Genomic DNA, 16,476 nt, shown 5'->3' with positions numbered 1-16,476 from the left:
GGGCTGTCGGACGCCTTGCGTGACTGCAATGCACTTACCAAGGCTGGTTCGCAGGGCCTACTGTGAACTCGTTGATTGTCGTGTCATCGGGCTGGTCGATCGCGAAGGCTACGATGTTGGCGATCCGGTCTGGAGAAATGCCGTACTTGTCATAGATGTCCTGCATCTGGTCAAGCGCCTGCTTATCGCTGATCGTCGCCAGCAGTTCCGTCTTGACGGCGGCCGGGTAGATCGTCGCGGTGCGGATGTTATTGCCTTCCAAGGCGGACTCCATGCGCAGGACTTCCATGAAGTCGCGCACGAACCACTTTGTACCGCCATAGACGGCGCCGCCCGGATACGCCTTGAGCCCCGCCACCGACGAGGTGGTGATGACGTGCCCAGACTTCTGTGCCAGGAACTCGGGTAGCACCGCTGCCACGCCATTCAAAACGCCCTTGACGTTGACATCGATCATTTGGTGCCAGTCTTCGGTCTTCAGTGCGGACAGGGGTGAGTTCGGCATCAGCCCTGCATTCAGGAAAATCACGTCCACGCGACCGAACCTTTCTTTGGCCAGGCGGACGATGCTGTCGCTGTCCTCTTGCTTGGTCACGTCCAGCACTTGATAGACCACTTGGCCTCCGTTCAGGAGAATCTCGTCCGCGATCTGCTTGAGCTTGTCTTCTCGACGGGCGCCGAGCACGATTTTTGCGCCTTTGCTCGCGAGCAGCTTGGCGGTTGCCTCGCCGATTCCGGACGATGCGCCGGTGATGATGACTACTTTGTTTTTGATCATGATCTCTCTCTGGATTCGGGCTGCGAAGGAGATGCAGCAGATGATGAGGCGGTATTTCAGATCGGTGTTGAGTGCGTGGGAACTACTTTGTCAGCGCACGCTGCTATTGGGAGAACACCACCCGAACATCGCCACGGCCGAGCGCCTGGGCCAGGCCAGTCGGATCGTCCACGCGGCCCAGACGGGTGTATGAGTAAGCTGAGTCGAAGGTCTTGTAAAAGATGACCACGGTGCGCGATCCCCAAAGCATAAGGTCTCCGTTGCGGATCGTGCCGGGCCGGCTCTCACTGGTGGGCAGCGCCTCAGGCAGCTCTTTTTTCTTCTCGTTTCCGTGGAGGTCCTCCATGTCCAGTGTCAGCGGCAGCGTGGCGGCGAATGCGCGAGTGGCCTCGTTGTCGGCCAGTGTGATGGCGAAGCGACGTTCCCCGACGGTCATCCACAGGCTTGATTCATCCGATTCCTTGGGTGCTTGAGTCACATCCTGCTCAGCGGCCACGGGCAGCGCAGTGCTGGCGGCGTGGGCGGGATGGCCGCTGCACAGTGCAAGGAGAAGCAGCGGCATTCCAAGCTGTGGCACGGCCCGCCGGTGCCAGGAATGCCTACGGCTTGCAGCGCCAAGAGAGGAGAGAACGCCGCCTGCACCGACGTCAACGGTTTTGCTCTGCATGTTGTTCTCCTTTGCAATGCGGAAAATGGGCCAGACGCGTTGCCGCGCCTGCACGTGAATTCGTAGGTTTCGAGCGCGAATTAGCGCAGCAATATGGCGCAGATGCTCCTCAGCGAGTGGTCTATTGCCAGTTCTGGTTGCGATCCTCACTGGAAAGTCAGAAGTGCTGAGTGGCATGAATCCATACCGTAGGGCGCGTCATCCCGCTCAGTCGCATCCAGGTGCATTGTCCGCCCGGATGCGACTGCCTCAAGACGTCAAGCGGCGGTTGTCGCCGTGGCCAGGTGCTGCGTGAAGAAGGTCGTCAGCTTGTCGAAAGGAATCACGTCCACACGGTCATACAGATCGGTGTGGCTGGCCTCTGGAATGATCATCAGCTCCTTCGGCTGCGCGGCGGCCGCGTAAGCGGTTTCGCTGAAGTAGCGCGAGTGGGCGTTTTCGCCGTGGATGAACAGGACCGGGCGTGGAGAAATTTCCGCGATGTAGGTCAGGATCGGCATGTTCATGAACGACAGGGGTGTAGTGATCGTCCACGAGTTGCCCGAGTTGACCGCGCGCGGATGGTGTCCGCGGGTTGTGCTGTAGTAATCGTGATAATCGACCATAAACTGCGCTTCACCACCCCTCAGTTCGTTGTAGGGGGGCTGGTAAGCAGGGGCACCATTTTTCGCGTCGAGCCAACGTTGTGCGCTCAGTTGTTCGAGCCCTTGCGTGCGCTGTTCGAGGGTCACGCTATCGTTGTAGCCCTTGGACATGACGCGGGTCATGTCGTACATGGTGCTGGCGACAACCGCCTTGACGCGCTTATCCAAGGCCACGGCATTCAGCGCCATGCCGCCCCAACCGCAAATGCCAATGACGCCAATTCGCTCGCGATCAACGGAGGATTGCAGGCCAAGAGCATCCACTGCCGCGCTCACATCCTCGGTGTTGATGTCTGGCGAGGCGACGTTGCGCGGCTCACCGCTGCTTTCCCCGGTGTAGGATGCATCGAAGGCCAACGTGACAAAGCCGCGCTCGGCCATGGTTTGCGCATAGAGCCCGGAGGACTGCTCCTTCACCGCGCCAAACGGGCCACAGACGACAATAGCTGCCAGCTTTGCGCTGGCGTTCTTCGGGTGGTACAGGTCGCCCGCCAGGGTGATGCCATAGCGGTTCGTGAAGGTGATCTTCTTATGGTCCACCTTGTCGCTCTTGGCGAAAGTCTTGTCCCATTCCTGTGTCAGTTGCATGTGCTTGCCTTACATGTAGTTGAGATTGTTCCTGCCAGCCTGAATACCCGTCGGGCAGCGGGGGGCTTGTCGTCGGCGTCATAGGCTTTTAGAACCATGGGGAACATGTTTCGTGAATGACGTCGCCCGTCGGGATCGGCTTTGCCAGCTAATGTATGCCTGTCACTGCCCCAAAACATCCCATGAAATTGCAAGCATCTATGCACGCTATTGGATAATCGCGCCCCCAAGTCCCAGGCGGTTCGAAATGGAAACCTACCCCGATAAGTTCATGCTTGTTCGAATGACATATCACCACGCTGCGATGACCATTGATCATCGAGTCCCGTACATGGAAGTATTCGGTCCGCCTGCATCAGCTCAGCCTCGCTATATGACCGGCGGAAAAACCGCCGCAGGTTGCGTTGGTCGCCGATTCGAGTGACTCGGTCTGGGACAGGCGATGGGCGAGACCTTGTAGAGGACATCGGCCAAGTGCTTAACGGACGTGAAAGCTTGTTTGGTCAAGGCTTGTTGGGCTGCGTCGACAGAGAGACCACAACCTCTGTTTCCGTTCCGGCGGCTTCCTGCTGAAGCTGCCTCTAAACCCGTTCTTCAGGTCTGTAGGGGCAAGAGGCCATTTGAAAAAATTAGCCGCTGGCCGAAAAGTAATACCCACATCCCGGTTGTGGGTTGGTAGGTTTTTCCAAAAGAAAAAATGCAAAGCCCTGAATCGGTAACGGTAATCGTCTCAAGCATGTTGCTTAGTTGTGAGTCATGCTCGTTCGTAGTTGAGCGGGCACTAAATCACTGTATTGATGAGCCATCGATGCGCGGTGATTTCTTGTATTGCGTACTTTTATTCATAGTGCCTAGCACGCGGCTGCATGATTGAGCCCACTAAGCTCGTGATACTTTCAAACCATGTATAGGTAGCCATTACGCGACGCCCCGTTAATAGCGCTTTTTAGAGCCAAGATGGCTGGAGAGTTATGGCGCTTCAGATTAACGATAAGACCTATCAGGTCGAAGCTGAGGGCGACACAGCCGCTGCTGTGGGTGATTCGTGACGAAATCGGTATGACGGGAACAAACTATACCTGCAATGGGGATTACGTGTTTGGTCTCGCTCAGTGTGTCGCTTGTTCCGTCTTGATCGACGGCGTTGTGGCGCGTTCCTGTGTCATCCTCGCTATCTCCGGCCAGCGTACTTCCAGGTCGGCACGGTAGAAATCAAAGAAGCCGGCACCCCGTTGAGGGGGGCAGACAAAACGCGTCGCAGAGCATCACTCTGGAGCCCGGATGCAGATTCACCATCACCTCGCTGTGCAGTTTTGCCTGGGGGAATAATCATCGCCACTTGTACTGCTTCTTCGCCGAGCCGTGCGGCCGGCGGCAACGTAACGTTGCTGGCCGGTGTATATAGAAGTCTTCAGCGCCGTAGCGACTTCGCACAAGGTTTTGAGTAAAGCGTTAAATTCGTTACAGAACTCTCCACCCCGCACTCCGGAAGAAATTTCGATGAACGAGCGACATCCTCACTCCAATAAGTCTTTTCTAGGGCCGCTCGTACTGATCGCGGCGGTGGTTGTCGCCGTCGGCGCCGCGTTCGCATACACAGCCGGTTGGTTGACACCCGCACGCCTCACGCCGACCAAGATCGTCGAGGTGCTGGCGCCGCCCGCAGGACCGGCTCTCGGTTTCCGCCGCGCCCATGCCAAGGGTATCTGCTTCACCGGTACCTTCGAGGCCAACGGCACGGGAAGCGATTTGTCCAAGGCACAGATGTTCGCCGCCGGCACCTATCCCGTGACCGGCCGCTTCAACCTCGCCTCGCCCGACCTCAAAGCGCCCGATGGCACAGCGCGCGTGCGCTCCCTGAGCCTGCGCATCCGAACGCCCGACGGCCAGGAGTGGCGCTCCGCGATGATCAATGCGCCGTTCTTTCCGGTCGCGACGCCGCAGGCTTTCTACGATTTGCAGGTGGCTTCTGCCGACAAGAGCCATCCGGATGCGTTGAAGAACTTCGCCGCTGTGCACCCCGAGATCAGTGCGTTTAGCCAGTGGGCCGGCAGCGCGCCGTTCACCAGCTCGTACGCCGAAGACCGCTACAACGGCATCAACAGCTTCGTCTTCACCAACGCGCAGGGCCAAGACAAAGCCGTGCGCTGGTCCTTTAAGCCGGTCGCCAAACCTGTGCTGGTCTCGGGCGATGAACTCAAGAAGCGCGAGCCCGATTTCCTGCTGACCGACATCACCGAGCGCGTCGCGAAGGCGACGCAGCGCTGGGCTATGACGGTCATGGTCGCCGACCCGGGCGACCCGACCGCCGACCCGAGCAAGGCTTGGCCGGAAGATCGCCGCAGCGTCGGCGTCGGCACCCTGTCGGTGACGAAGATTGAGCCTGAGGCCGATGGCTCATGCCGCGACATCAACTTCGATCCCACCGTGCTGCCGGCCGGTATGCGCACATCCGACGACCCTTTCCCCGCCGCACGTTCGGCCGCTTATTCGGTTTCGTACAACCGCCGGACCGCCGAAGAAAAAGACTATCCGCGCACCCCGTCCACCACCGGAGCCAAGCCATGAGCCAAGTCAACCAGCAATTCGCGCCGTTGCAGCGGGCGCTTCATTGGGGCATGGCGATCTGCATCCTCGCGATGCTGTTCATCGGCGTCGGCATGGTCTCGACGATCACGCCCGCGTACCTGATGCTGGTCTCGATCCACAAGCCGTTGGGCATTGCGATCCTCGTGCTCGCGGTGCTGCGCCTGATCGTCCGCTGGCGCCTTGGTGCGCCGCCGCTGCCGCGTGACATGCCCGAGCCGATGAAGCTCGCCGCCAAGCTCTCGCATGTCGCGTTCTATGTGCTGATGCTCGCGATGCCCTTGCTTGGCTGGGCCATGTTGTCGGCGGCGGACTACCCGGTGCTCGTCGCCGGGCTGCATCTGCCCGCCATCGTGTCGCCCGACGCCGGCCTGCACAGCTGGCTGTGGAACGCTCACAAGTTCCTCTCGTTCTGCCTCTTCGCGCTGATCCTGCTGCACCTTGGGGCCGCTCTGTTCCACGCGCTGGTGCGACGCGACGGCGTGTTCGAGGCCATGGCGCCATTTCCGGTACATCCGTCGGTCGACGGCAGGGTCGTGACCAAGTGCGCTGACTGACGCAGGCTTCGTTACCACGGGCGCGCTGGCGCACGCGTTCTCGGTGGGGCGAGATGAAATACCTCAGTGGGCATGTACTGTGGAACCACGACCTGCAGTGACCGTCGAGCTGGGAGGCTGGCGCGAAGTGACTCTGACCCTCGCCGGATCACCGAGCTTCATAGAGATGTTCGTCGCCAAGTTCAGCGAGCCGCCGACTTGGGGTGCCGTGCCTAAACACCTGGCGTCGAAGCCTCCCGCCATTGGCGTTCGGACGCAGGGGGGCGCCTTCACGATGCGCAAACTTCAGCGCATGAACGGGATCGCAAAAGCAGAGAAATATCTGGATGCACATGCGTAGCGCAAAGATTTACTAATTTATATCTTTCTTCGTAGGGTGTGCTAGCGGCTGTCAAATCAACCATTGGAACAGTCATGAATCTGAAACTTGAGTGGGTTCTGGTCCCAGCATTTCTTGCCATGGGTTTTGCTGCCAGCGCGCTGGCCGTCGAGGTGCGGGCTGAGCGTGTGGCAACCGGATTGGAGAATCCCTGGGCAGTGGCCTTTCTGCCGGCACATCGCTACTTGGTGACCGAACGGCCGGGCCGGCTTCGGGTGGTTGATGCCGATGGGAGCATCGGCCCGCCGGTTGAGGGGCTGCCGGCGATCGCGGCAGGCGGGCAGGGCGGGCTGCTGGATGTGGTGACGGACAGTGCTTTCGACGTGAATCGCATGGTCTACTTCTGCTTTTCCGAACCGGCCGCTGGTGGCGCGGGCAATAGCACGGCAGTGGCACGCGCGACGCTGTCGAGCAACATGGTGCGCCTCGACAACCTGCAGGTGATTTTCAGTCAGCGGCCGAAGGTGAGCAGCTCCGCGCATTTCGGCTGCCGTATCGTCGAGGCGAAGGACGGGACGCTTTTCGTCACGTTGGGCGAGCGTTACAGCCGGAAGGAGGATGCGCAGAAGCTCGATAACCACTTGGGCAAAGTGGTGCGCATCCAGAAGGACGGCGCGGTACCGGCCGACAACCCTTTCGTCGGCCGCGCTAGTACCTTGCCGGAGATCTGGAGCTATGGTCATCGCAATAGCCAGGGCGCTACGCTCGGTCCGGACGGCCGCCTCTGGATGAACGATCACGGTCCGCAGGGCGGCGACGAGATCAACGTTCCGCTGGCGGGTCGTAACTACGGCTGGCCGGTCATCACCTACGGCGAGAACTATGGCGGCGGGAAGATTGGCGACGGCCTGACCGCCAAGGACGGCATGGAGCAGCCGCTGCATTACTGGGTGCCCTCGATCGCGCCGTCCGGCATGGCCTTCCTGACTAGCGACCGTTATGGGCCGGCATGGAAGGGCAATCTCTTCGTCGGTTCGCTCAAGTTCGGCTACCTCGACCGTATTGAACTGAAAGACGGTAAGGTCGTGGCCGAGCACAAGTTGCTGGAGGACGGGCATGCCCGCATTCGGGATGTCAGGCAGGGCCCTGACGGCCTGCTCTACGTGCTCACCGACGAACGGGATGGCAAACTGCTGCGTCTTCAGCCGCGCTGAGCGCCATCAGGGCAGGCATTGCGCAGCTGCAGCGTCGGCAAGCCGCGACGCCTGCCCGCAACCTCTTCGACGGCTTGCGCTCGCCGCCTCCCAAGGAGGAACTCGGCGATATCAAGCTGATCGTCGAGAACGATACCAGCCAGGTCGGTTCTGTGGGGAAATGTGTTTCAGGATCTCGACACCAGCGCTGGAAACAGAAGCGAGAAGCCCATTCAGGGTAACAGAGAGGCCGTCAACTCACATTTTCGAACCAGGCGGGAGCGTCCCAGGCCTTGTATTGATCACTCCAACCGCCAACCGTTCAGGTCAAGACCTCCTCTGGAATAACCTCATCGAAGAAATCAGCTGGGTTTGCGCTTGCTCTGATACGAATGCAGGAGCTCATGGAACATTCCATTGACGGTGCTTTCAGGGGGTAAGACTGTACCGGCAGAAGGTGACAACCGCCGATAGGTCTGCCAAGAGGAGGATCATCCTGCGATAACGCTCCCTGACCTATGTCCCTTAGAAGTCCATGGTCAGCCCCGCGTAAACGGCGCGGGCATCGAATGCGGCGTGCAGTGATTGATCCACTCCAACGCTGGTGTCATACCAGACTTGGATCTTGAAATACTTCAAAAACAAGTCCAGAATCAAGTCCATTCCTGCTTCAGGAATAACAGAAACCCTATAGATTTCAATGGGTCGGACGCCAGATACGAGTCTCGTTTCCCGCTCCAGGATTCAGAAAAAAGCCACTCAGATGAGTGGCTTTTTTTTATGCCTGAGATTTGTAGGATGAAACGTGGGCCCTCGGGTTTTTGATCAATCGTTCTCGCCATCAACGATATTCATCTGTTTAGCAAGTCTGCAGGCCTTTGTGGGTGGCGATCTCGGTTGGTCCTCGGTTGATCCATGCTGGAGTGATTACCCATTCGCAGAGGACGGCCACGGCGAGGAGTGGGACAAGTCGCAACGTCCTGCGCTGTAGAAGACGCGCTGCAAAACCTTCCGTAACAATAGTGAGGGTTGGGCCGGTTTCAGTGCTACAGTCTCGCCCTTCCAGGGTGAGGGTACATCATGCGGCTCATGCTAACGGTTTTTACCATGGCGCTGCTGACAGGGTGCGCGACTGTCAACGAAAGCTCCAGCTACGGGCACATGTGTGGACTCCATCCTTACTGCGGCGTTACTGTCGATCTCGAGATTATCAAAGGCCACGACAATGCTGGGGCCATGAGTGCCCTGACTCCGTTTGCAGTCATTGACCTGCCGTTCAGTTTCGTCGCCGATACGCTGATCCTGCCGTACACGATTTTTCATATGAAGAGTGCCGACGAGTAGCGCTGGCTGATCGCGATCGTCAGGACGATCACCCTGGCGGTGTGTTCAAGGCTGTGCATTGCGATCGAGCGCTCAATGACGGACCAGGGAATGATCGCTTGGTTTGCGGCGGGGTCGTTAGCGGTTCATTGATGAAGAGTCTTTTGCTGAGCAGCGATTGCCTCTACACCTGGTGCGGAAACGCTCGTTTCTTTAAGCGGTACTTCACCCACGGAAAGTGCCCGCTCGATCAGCAACTCGCAGCCCTTATCTTGCAATAAGGCTTGTAACCGCTGGAATTCGCCGCACCAGATGGTTGCAACGTCGCGATCCCGCGTCTTGTCGCGATCGCTGCTGAGAGCGACCGCGCGAACTTGCAGGCGGCCATTGTCGGCTTTGCCACCCACTTCAACGCCATAACCGGGCGTCGCGGCTTTGCGCAGCACGACCTTGCCGGTTTCTGCCCAGGCGGTTGCCATGCCTTCGCGTACCTCGTAGCCGAGGCTGGCCAAGCCGCCGAGCACGGCTTCGCGGCGGGCAAGGGCGGCTTGAGTCTGCAAGTGGGTTGCGATATGCGTTTTACACTGCTCGATCAGCCCAGCCATTACCGAGAATTCGCTATCGGTCGTGCAGGCGCCAATCTGACTCAGTAAGGTTGCGTGTTCGGTGCCCATGCAGGTTTCGATTTCGCTGGCCAGGTCCTGCAGCTGTTCGAGGCACTCACGCTGGCGTTGGAAGTTTCGAGTGGACGTGCCGAGGTCGAGTACCAAGCTGTCGAGCAACAGATTGCGCCGTTTGGCGTCGACTTCCGTTTCAGCTCTTTCCAGTGCTAGAAGGAACGGTGCGGCACGCTCTGCGCCTTGCAGCAGTTGCAGTTCCACGATGTGGCGGTCGATGCGCAGCAGACGTATGTCTCGCGTGGCTTCCGGTTCCCGTGCCGTTATCCAATCGCGCAGGGAAAGCTCGGGTTCGGCAACCTTGAGCTGCTGCGCCAGGGCGCGTTGGGTATCGCTCAGCACCGGCTTCTCGGTGGCCTTGGTCAAGTGGGTGAAACCTTCGGCCAGCAGACGTTCGGCATCTTCCCGATTGGCACCGCTCGCCAATTGTGAGAGGGACTGCAGCAAGGTTTGATCGGCGCTTTGGGGATTGGCGTGCAAGGCGTCAAGCAATGTCGCGGCGTTTTCCTGGACGCGGCGGTCGCGTTGGCGTCGCTCGGCGGCACGAATGATCGCGCGTTCTTCGCGGTCCTCCAGATCTCGGCGCAGGTGCTCAATCTCCACGGGCACGGCCTTCTGCAATTCGGCCAATCGATCTTCTGCCAGCAGAGCGCGCAGGCGAGCGTGTCGCGCCGTGGCGGCGATGCGCTCCTGCTCACTGAGTTCGCCAAGCCTTGTGGCTTGTGTCTGCCAACGCTCCACGGCGCGCTCCAGGCGTTGCAGGTGGCCTTCACAGATGGCGATGATTTCTTCGCGAGTGACAATGCGAACGACCTTGGGACCACTCATGGGCAGATTTCCGTATCAACTGGAACAGGATTGGGTTGCAGTGGCTGCTCGACCTTCATGGCGTGTTCGATTGCTTCACGCAGCCGTGATCGCTCGCTGTCGCCGTTGTGATACCAGGCTTGCGATGACACGCGATGGATATGCGGGATGGCGCGATGCAGCACGGACGGGCGCCAGATCTCCCGGGCGCGGGCGCGTTCGAGCAGAGTGTGGCAAGGCGCATCGCACTCGATGCCAATGGCGTACAGACCCGTATCTGGATGCTCGATGGCGAAGTCGAGGCCGAAAGCATCGCCTTCACTGGCGGGAGCGGCTTGCCATCCCAGAGATTGAATGAATTCGCCGACCAGCCTGACAAAACCATCACGTTGCTGACCTTGTTCGCGGTGCACGCTGCTGCGGTCGGTCTGCAGGCGCTCCAGCAACTTGCCGCTGCTGCTGAACTCGCCAGAGGAGAGGGCGCGGGCATATTCCAGATAGCCTTGCAGATAGTCACGCGGGCTGGCGGGGGCACGGTGCGTGTTGAGCATGTCGGAGATATCGGCGATCGGCATCGATGTGATCATCACCACCTTGTGTCGCGCACGGGTCACCGCCACGTTCAGGCGCCGTTCGCCACCGGTCTGCCCGAGCACGCCGAAGCTACGGCGGAAGGTACCTTGGCTGTTGCGGCCGAAGGTGGAGGAGAAGACGATGATGTCGCGTTCATCGCCCTGCACGTTTTCCACGTTCTTGACGAACACCGACATGTCCTCGCCGTCTTCGCTGCGCTCGCGTTCTTGGGCGTAGGCTGTGCGGAACAGCTCATCCTGCTCGGCACGCTGCTCCAGATGCTCCTCGATGAGGTCGGCCTGCTTGCGGTTGAAGGTGACGACACCCACCGAGGGGCGCTGGTCGTAAGGTTTTTGCCACAACTCGTTGAGGTACTCGACGACCCGCTCGGCTTCTTGGGCATTGCTCTGGTTCTGGTACAGCCCACCGACCTGGATCAGTTCCAGCGGTTTGATCCGTTGGATGCTTGCCTGTGGATGACGGACCGGAACGTTCAGGCGATTGCCATAGAACGAGGCGTTGGAAAAGCCGATCAGTTCACGGTAGGCCGAACGGTAGTGAATCTGCAAAGTGGTGCTGGGCAGGGCGTTGCGCGCCAGTTGCAGCAGGTCAGGGCAGTCCTTGATCTCACGTCGGTTCCAGGTGTCTTCGAACGCTTCGCGCTGTTCCTCATCCGCGTCCTCGTCAGGCTCGTCGCCGTCGAACACTTCGGCTTCGTCGCTTTCGATGCGACTGGAAAAGAATGCCGTCGGCGGCATTTGCTTCTCATCACCACTGACAACAGTGACTTGGCCGCGGAATAAGGTCGGCAGGGCGAACTCGACCGGCATCTGCGAGGCTTCGTCGTAGATGACCGTATCGAACAGGCTGGCCTTGAGTGGTAGTACACGACTGGCGACGTCCGGGTTCATCAGCCATACCGGACGCAGGCTCATCAAGCCGAGATTACTGCCCAGTTCAATGAATTCGCGCAGACGCCGCGAGCGTTTGCCCGTTAGGCGGGTGACATCCTCCCATTGCTTGCGATTGCCCAGGCGGTCGAGGTTGATGCCTTTGGCCAGCAGCTCACGATTGAGCAGTCGCATCTGTGCGTCGGCTTGCGCGAGGCTGGCGACTTTGGCGCGGGCTTCGTCCTGGCTGAACAGCAGTTCAGGATTGGCTTGCTCGACGCGATGTTTCCAACCCAGTCGGGCTTCGCGGTTGAGCAGGCGTCGCACTTCGGCTTCCAGTTGCTCGGGTGCAATGTTGTCCAACTGTTCCTGGCGTTGGCGCAGCAGGGCGAGCAACTCGAGGTCGGCTGTCGTCAACTGACCGGCGCGCCCGCGGAATGTCTGGTAGGCGGCCAGGAAGGGCAGCGCCTCATGCAGGCGATCAAGACTCAGTTGATTGCTCAGGTTGTGTTCGACGGCATGCTGCAGTTGTCGCACCAGCTCATCACCCAGCCAGTCGCCGAGTATCTTGAGTTGTTCGAGGCTGGAATGGCGAACGCCATGGCGTATCAGCGACGCGTCCAGATCGCTGAGCAGCGCCTCGAGGTGCTGTTTGTCGCCGGCGAGGGCGGCTTCATCCGCCTGTCGGGCACGAGGCGATTGCGCCAGGGCCAGCGCCAGTGCCTGGATTTCCAGCAGGTGGCGAATGTCGCTCTTCACGAGGCTGGACAATTCCAGGCAGGCTTGCCTGTTCACCGTTTCCAGCTCTAACGCCTGATGCAGGGTACTCAGCTCGGCGCGCAAAGGTCGCCACTGGCTTTCCAGGCGAATGGCTGTCTGCAGCGTGGGCAGCGCTTCAACAACAAGACTTTCCCCTTGCTCTTGAAGAAAGTTGCGCAGTCGCTTGCGCCGCAGCAGATGCAGCGGGTTGATGTTCGCCAACCAGGACCGGGCGGCGATGACCTTGGTACAGTCCTGATCCAGATGCCTGAGGGCTTTGTTTTCGAGCAGACAGAGTGCCGGAGACAAGGCGGGGACGTAGTGGTCCTGATCCAGTTGGCCGAGTTGCTGATCCAGTTGCTGCAGTTCGGCGAGAATCGACTCGCCCCGTGGGAGTTGGCCCTCTTCGCGGCTGCGGAATAGCGGCAGCCAGCGCGCAAGACGCAGACGTTGCTCTTGCTTCAGACCGAGGAGGGTCGCGACATGGGTCGTCATCCAGTCGCGGTATGGCGCGGGGTCGTCGATTTCGAAGCTGGCGGGGTGTGCCTGCAACGTAGCCTGACGGTTGTTTTCGGCCTGAATGAAACTGTGCAGATTTTCGGTGAAGGCCTGCAAGGTCGCTCGGTCGGCGGCAAATGACTGTAGTTGGGCCAGTGGGCTGCCTTCGTAGCGTGCGGGCAACCACAGGCGTACCAGCGGCGCGCAGCTTTCTTCCAGGCGGGTCAGGCTGGCGAGGTCCAGGGATGCCAGGCGTTGGCGCAAGGCCGGAAACTCGAGCGGCGCTGCGCCGGACTCCAGTTCGATCAATTCACCAAGCAGCCTGCGATAGCTGAGGCCGGTATTGTCATCAAGTCGATGCAGACTCTGGTGGAAGCGGTCGAGTTCGCCCTCCAGGGCTTCGATGCGGGCCGCGACCTGTTCGCGCTGGCGTTGCCAACCTTGCGCCTGGCTGCCGTCCGTGAACAGGCTTTCCAATTGTTCGCGAATGCTGCGGATGACGGGCTCGCGGTCGCGGTTGACGTCATTGAGCATGACAATGCGTTGACCGAGGCCTTCGGCGACCAGGCGTTTGTACACCACCTCCAGCGCCGCATGCTTCTGACAGACGATAAGCAAGCTGCGCTGGCGGCCGATAGCATCGGCGACCATGTTGACGATAGTCTGGCTCTTGCCGGTTCCGGGCGGCCCTTCGACCAGCAGTCCCGGGCTCTGCCGGGCCTGGATCACGGCCGCTTCCTGTGAAGGATCACTGGCCACGGTGAAGTAGCGTTGCAGCTCGCCTGGCGGCACCTCGCGTGGGGATTCGTCGGTGGCCTTGAGGCGCAACGCGGTTTCCAGCCCGGTGCCGACAGGCGAAAGCGTCTTCAGTTGGCGCAGGTCTTCACCGATGGCTTGCCCCATGAAGGTCACGTGAAACAGCACGGCCGCGCAGTCCAGTTCATCCTGGTAGGGCGCGATTTCCACGTTGCTGGCGGGTAGATTGCCAAGGGCACGCGAGCGAATGGTGGCAAGCATTCCGAAGGCGTCCATGACATCCGCCGCGCGAATGGAAGAACGACCCAGCAGCTCATCGGCGGTCTTGCGCCAGCGCTTGCAGGTTTCGGCACCGAGTACGCTTTCCAGTGCGGGGTTGAGCCGCACTTCCTCACGTTCACTGTCGAACGCCAAGGCGGCGTGCCCACGCGAACCCAACTCCAGCAGCAGCTTCACTGGCCACAACAGCAGCGGGATGATTCGCGTGCGCGTGGTGCCGCGAGGGTCACGGTTGAGCAGGAAAGGGAAGCCCAGGTACAGGCCATCGATGCCGGTGTCGCGTTTGTAGAGTGCGCTTTGCCGGTACAGGGTATGCAGGCGTGATTCCAGCTGGCCGTTGAGCTGAAAACTCTCCGGGTCGAGATTCACGGCCCGGGCATTACGTTGCAACAGGTGATCGAGCAGCGCCGCGGCCGGACTGCGCTCGCTGTTGAGTTCGTTGAGATCTACCCGTGCGGTGGTCTTGCCGATGCTCATGCGTACCAGCGGCCCGCGCATCACGGCGGTCACAACCTTCTTCTCGAAGAAATCGAGGATCTGTGAAACGTACTGCTGTTTCTGTGGTTCCAGCCATTGACTGGACGGGATGGCCAGCAGCACCAGTGTCTGGGCCAACGGCATACGTCGTTCCAGGCGGAACTGCTCGGCCCACTCGTCCACGACTGGCACGCCACAACGGGCAAAGCCCTGGATACGCTCATCGACACTCCGGTACAGCTCAAGTCGAGAGTGCAACAGCAGCTGGGTTGCCGCTTCGGCGTCGAACCAGCCGACATCGGCGTTCCTGGCCAGCTCGGCGGCGCTCTCCACGATCGAGGGCGCTGAACGAAACTGGCTGATCGCGGCGCTGAGCAGCACGATCAGATCTTCTTCGGCGATCACCCGGCGTTCCGACAGCGAGGCCAACCCCGGATGGTCGGTGTCGGGGAACAGGCGTTGGCGTTCCTGCCACTGCGTGGCCAGTTTGGCGCGTGAGGTCGACAGCAGGAATATCCGCAGTTGCTCTTCGACCAACTCGATGTGTTGGTGCAGGGCACGCTGACGGACGTTTTCGGCGCGGTTTTTGAGACGCGATAGCCAGTTGTCGGTCTGCAATTGCTCAAGCAGGTCCGGGACCGACCCGCTGATCAAGCGATAGCCTTCCAACGGATGCTCCAGCAGCCATCCTGGCGTGACGATGTCGCCACGATGGATCAACGGGATTTCCGGGTTGAGGATTCTCAACGCCAGCATGAGACGGAAGTCGTCCTCGATATCTTCGTGCTGGACGACCTGTCGTAAGCCGGCGACCAGGGACGGGGCGAGACCAATTTGTTCGGCCCATGTCACGATCACACCGCGCAGCAAGTGGTCCAGGGCCTGTTGCCAGTTATCCGCCTGGGCCGCCGCCAGGGCGAATACGCCGGGCTTGTGGAAGCGACGCTCTCCCAACTGTAGGGTGGCGCCTTCACCTTCGTCCGTTTGCTGGGCGAAAGAGGCCGGCGCCTCGACCGCAATGCCGCTGAGCCAGTCCTGGACCTGTTGCCATTGCCAGCGCTGATGACGGTCGCGTGCCAGCAGCCCTCGCAGCAACAGGTTCAGACGCGGGTCGAGGTCGTCGGGGATCGGCACGCCATTGGCCAGCACGTGAATAAGAAAAGCGTTGGCATTTATGCCGTCGAAGCAGGCGCCCTGGGTCAGTTGCTCGAGCAGAATCATGCCCAGGCTCCACCAGTCCGAGGCGGCCGCAACGCCACCTGCGATAGCTTCCGGCGCCATGTAGCGACTGGTTTCCAGAGGCGAGACGATGTCCAGGTCGAACTCGGACAGGCGTGCCGAACCGAAACCGCTGATGACCAGGTCCAGGGGGTCGCGGGAACGTACCAGCAGGCTGGTTGGGCGCAGGTCCCGATGGCGTAGGCCAGCTTCGTTGAAAGCATGCAGCGCCTGTCCCAGTTCCTTGACGACATGGTGCACGCTGTCGCTGTCGCGGATCACGCTGCCGAGTTCTGCCAGGGTTCCGCCGGTGAGTTCTTCAATGACCTCGTAGGCACGGTCATCCCAGCGGCCGGTGGCGATGATTTCAGGCACGTGCTCGCGGGGCAGTCGGCGAATTACATCGTAGATCGCCGGGTCCGGTTCGGCACCGGGTCGATACAACGTCAGGACTGCTCGTTGCGCGGTTTCATCGTGCTCAGCGAGGTATCGCTCACGCACACCGTCGGTATTGCTGATCTGGCGGATCAGGCGCCAGCCGTCGATCAGGGTCTGGGTGATGCCTTCCGGTTCGCTGCTGTCTGGCAGCGCGCCGGAGGGCGTTGCTTGCGCAAGTGAGCTGCCACATTCAAGGCACATCAGGTCGCCATCGGCCATCGGGTGACCATTTTCGCAGAGCAGGTCAGGGACAGTTTCCTGGACCGGACTTACCTGCGGGAGGGTTTCCTCAGTGAAGACGGCTTGCGGCCGCCAACCGGCGGCACGAATGGGTTCGCCGGCGAGGTCCCAGCCGCAAGGTTGTTCCTGAATGAGCCCTTCGCAGAATATTTCCTGGAGAGCGCGCTCGGTTTTGCAGTTGGGGCAGAAACGTATCATGGGGGCTCCAC

11 protein-coding genes and 2 pseudogenes are annotated in these 16,476 nt (G+C 60.3%); 6 read left to right on the top strand and 7 right to left on the bottom strand.

The window, feature by feature from the left end:
• Window positions 1-34: 34 nt before the first annotated feature.
• The 3 genes from KI241_RS16140 to KI241_RS16130 form a co-directional block, all read right to left on the bottom strand.
• Window positions 35-778 (bottom strand): SDR family oxidoreductase, encoded by a 744-nt coding sequence (locus KI241_RS16140; RefSeq protein ID WP_212796419.1) that lies wholly within the window; start codon window positions 776-778, stop codon window positions 35-37.
• Between the two features lie 103 nt (window positions 779-881).
• On the bottom strand, window positions 882-1,355 hold the full coding sequence (locus tag KI241_RS16135; RefSeq protein WP_212803880.1) for a cyclophilin-like fold protein: 474 nt from the start codon (window positions 1,353-1,355) through the stop codon (window positions 882-884).
• Window positions 1,356-1,702: 347 nt separating this feature from the next.
• Window positions 1,703-2,677, bottom strand: a complete 975-nt coding sequence (locus tag KI241_RS16130) for an alpha/beta hydrolase (protein ID WP_212802722.1) — start codon at window positions 2,675-2,677, stop codon at window positions 1,703-1,705.
• A gap of 971 nt (window positions 2,678-3,648) precedes the next feature.
• On the opposite strand from KI241_RS16130, the pseudogene KI241_RS16125 reads away from it, so the two are divergent.
• A pseudogene (locus KI241_RS16125) lies at window positions 3,649-3,841 on the top strand ((2Fe-2S)-binding protein); the annotation flags it as partial.
• Between the two features lie 14 nt (window positions 3,842-3,855).
• Here KI241_RS16125 and KI241_RS27835 read toward each other — a convergent pair.
• Window positions 3,856-4,006: pseudogene (locus KI241_RS27835) on the bottom strand (urease accessory protein UreD); the annotation flags it as partial.
• A 171-nt stretch (window positions 4,007-4,177) separates the two neighbouring features.
• Between KI241_RS27835 and KI241_RS16120 the strand changes: the two are divergent.
• From KI241_RS16120 to KI241_RS16105, 4 genes are all read left to right on the top strand, one after another.
• Window positions 4,178-5,245: a catalase family peroxidase gene (locus KI241_RS16120; RefSeq protein WP_212802721.1), complete on the top strand. Its 1,068-nt coding sequence runs from the start codon at window positions 4,178-4,180 to the stop codon at window positions 5,243-5,245.
• Window positions 5,242-5,820, top strand: a complete 579-nt coding sequence (locus KI241_RS16115; protein ID WP_212796417.1) for a cytochrome b — start codon at window positions 5,242-5,244, stop codon at window positions 5,818-5,820. The genes KI241_RS16120 and KI241_RS16115 overlap by 4 nt, the downstream gene beginning before the upstream one ends.
• 97 nt (window positions 5,821-5,917) lie before the next feature.
• Window positions 5,918-6,160, top strand: a complete 243-nt coding sequence (locus tag KI241_RS16110; RefSeq protein ID WP_212796416.1) for a hypothetical protein — start codon at window positions 5,918-5,920, stop codon at window positions 6,158-6,160.
• Window positions 6,161-6,234: 74 nt separating this feature from the next.
• Window positions 6,235-7,353, top strand: a complete 1,119-nt coding sequence (locus tag KI241_RS16105; RefSeq protein WP_212796415.1) for a PQQ-dependent sugar dehydrogenase — start codon at window positions 6,235-6,237, stop codon at window positions 7,351-7,353.
• Window positions 7,354-7,857: 504 nt separating this feature from the next.
• Here the strand turns inward: KI241_RS16105 and KI241_RS16100 are convergent.
• Window positions 7,858-7,995: a hypothetical protein gene (locus KI241_RS16100; RefSeq protein WP_156877850.1), complete on the bottom strand. Its 138-nt coding sequence runs from the start codon at window positions 7,993-7,995 to the stop codon at window positions 7,858-7,860.
• A gap of 444 nt (window positions 7,996-8,439) precedes the next feature.
• Here KI241_RS16100 and KI241_RS16095 point away from each other — a divergent pair, with 444 nt between their 5' ends.
• The gene (locus KI241_RS16095; protein ID WP_234407908.1) at window positions 8,440-8,676 is read left to right on the top strand and encodes a YceK/YidQ family lipoprotein; all 237 of its coding nucleotides are present in this window, start codon (window positions 8,440-8,442) and stop codon (window positions 8,674-8,676) included.
• Window positions 8,677-8,801: 125 nt separating this feature from the next.
• Here KI241_RS16095 and KI241_RS16090 read toward each other — a convergent pair whose 3' ends face one another.
• Together KI241_RS16090 and KI241_RS16085 are read right to left on the bottom strand one after the other, a co-directional pair.
• A complete protein-coding gene (locus tag KI241_RS16090; protein WP_212802720.1) occupies window positions 8,802-10,160 on the bottom strand; it encodes a hypothetical protein in 1,359 nt (452 codons plus the stop codon).
• Window positions 10,157-16,465, bottom strand: coding sequence for an AAA domain-containing protein (locus KI241_RS16085; RefSeq protein WP_212802719.1), 6,309 nt, complete (start codon window positions 16,463-16,465; stop codon window positions 10,157-10,159). The genes KI241_RS16090 and KI241_RS16085 overlap by 4 nt, the downstream gene beginning before the upstream one ends.
• Window positions 16,466-16,476 lie beyond the last annotated feature (11 nt).

Origin of the sequence: Pseudomonas sp. Cab53, from assembly GCF_018325965.1 — a bacterium.
Lineage (GTDB): Bacteria > Pseudomonadota > Gammaproteobacteria > Pseudomonadales > Pseudomonadaceae > Aquipseudomonas > Aquipseudomonas chlororaphis_E.
This window is presented reverse-complemented; position numbering and strand designations above follow the sequence as displayed.

Excerpts from the sequence above, each read along its gene's own strand:
- KI241_RS16090 (WP_212802720.1), bottom strand. The coding sequence starts at position 10,160 with ATGAGTGGTCCCAAGGTCGTTCGCATTGTCACTCGCGAAGAAATCATC.
- KI241_RS16115 (WP_212796417.1), top strand. The coding sequence starts at position 5,242 with ATGAGCCAAGTCAACCAGCAATTCGCGCCGTTGCAGCGGGCGCTTCAT.
- KI241_RS16130 (WP_212802722.1), bottom strand. The coding sequence starts at position 2,677 with ATGCAACTGACACAGGAATGGGACAAGACTTTCGCCAAGAGCGACAAG.
- KI241_RS16140 (WP_212796419.1), bottom strand. The coding sequence starts at position 778 with ATGATCAAAAACAAAGTAGTCATCATCACCGGCGCATCGTCCGGAATC.
- KI241_RS16095 (WP_234407908.1), top strand. The coding sequence starts at position 8,440 with ATGGCGCTGCTGACAGGGTGCGCGACTGTCAACGAAAGCTCCAGCTAC.
- KI241_RS16100 (WP_156877850.1), bottom strand. The coding sequence starts at position 7,995 with ATGGACTTGATTCTGGACTTGTTTTTGAAGTATTTCAAGATCCAAGTC.
- KI241_RS16120 (WP_212802721.1), top strand. The coding sequence starts at position 4,178 with ATGAACGAGCGACATCCTCACTCCAATAAGTCTTTTCTAGGGCCGCTC.
- KI241_RS16105 (WP_212796415.1), top strand. The coding sequence starts at position 6,235 with ATGAATCTGAAACTTGAGTGGGTTCTGGTCCCAGCATTTCTTGCCATG.
- KI241_RS16085 (WP_212802719.1), bottom strand. The coding sequence starts at position 16,465 with ATGATACGTTTCTGCCCCAACTGCAAAACCGAGCGCGCTCTCCAGGAA.